Source organism: Rouxiella badensis (assembly GCF_002093665.1).
In the GTDB taxonomy this organism is placed as follows: Bacteria; Pseudomonadota; Gammaproteobacteria; order Enterobacterales; family Enterobacteriaceae; genus Rouxiella; species Rouxiella badensis.
Map to the genome: position 1 here is coordinate 1 of NZ_MRWE01000066.1, position 1,222 is coordinate 1,222.

Below are 1,222 nucleotides of genomic sequence, written 5' to 3' on the forward strand. Positions count from 1 at the left end.
CTGACCTGCCCCCGAGATTAGATACAACCGTCAGTTAGTAATGTCGGAACCTTCACTCTCAGAATTACCCTTTCTCCAGCTCGCTGCAAATTCAGACGGCGTCTGATAATTCAGCGTGGAGTGCGGGCGACATTCGTTATAATCCTGACGCCATTCGCTGATGGTTTTCCTGGCATGATTGACGTCGCTGAACCAGTGTTCATTCAGGCATTCATCGCGAAAGCGTCCGTTAAAACTCTCAATAAATCCGTTCTGTGTCGGCTTGCCGGGCTGGATAAGTCGCAGCTCCACTCCATGCTCAAAGGCCCACTGATCGAGCGCGCGGCAGGTAAACTCCGGGCCCTGATCGGTTCTTATCGTAGCCGGATAGCCGCGAAACAGCGCAATGCTGTCCAGAATACGCGTGACCTGCACGCCTGAAATCCCGAAGGCAACAGTGACCGTCAGGCATTCCTTTGTGAAGTCATCGACGCAGGTAAGGCACTTGATCCTGCGACCGGTAGCCAGCGCATCCATGACGAAATCCATCGACCAGGTCAGATTGGGGGCCGCCGGGCGGAGCAGCGGCAGACGTTCTGTTGCAAGCCCTTTACGACGACGTCTGCGTTTAACGCCCAGCCCGTTCAGATGATAAAGGCGGTACACGCGCTTGTGATTAACCAGAAGCCCTTCACGGCGCAGTAACTGCCATATGCGGCGGTAGCCAAAACGCCTGCGCTCCAGTGCCAGTTCAGTAATGCGCCCTGATAAATTGGCATCAGCCGCCGGACGCTGAGCGTCATAGCGGCAGGTCGACAGGGGCAAACCTGTAAGTCTGCAGGCACGTCGTTGCGACAGACCGGTCGCATCACATATCAACACCACGGCTTCGCGCTTCTGGTCTGTCGTCAGTACTTTCGCCCCAGAGCCACCTGAAGCGCCTCCTTATCCAGCATGGCCTCGGCGAGCAGCTTCTTAAGGCGGGCGTTCTCCTCTTCAAGCGACTTCAGGCGCTTAACCTCAGGCACCTCCATACCGCCATACTTTTTACGCCAGGTGTAAAAGGTGGCGTCGGAAATGGCGTGCTTACGGCAGAGCTCACGGGCAGAAACTCCGGCTTCGGCCTCGCGGAGAATACTGATGATCTGTTCGTCGGAAAAACGCTTCTTCATGGGGATGTCCTCATGTGGCTTATGAAGACATTACTAACATCGCGCTGTGTTAATCAACGGGGAGCAGGTCA

At 55.6% G+C, this 1,222-nt stretch carries 1 protein-coding gene; it reads right to left on the reverse strand.

The features are described 5' to 3' along the window. Positions 1–30: 30 nt before the first annotated feature. A protein-coding gene (locus tag BS640_RS21805) for an IS3 family transposase (RefSeq protein WP_086005849.1) occupies positions 31–1,151 on the reverse strand; the annotation gives its coding sequence in 2 pieces (ribosomal slippage) (positions 31–893 and positions 893–1,151; 1,122 coding nt in all). Positions 1,152–1,222 lie beyond the last annotated feature (71 nt).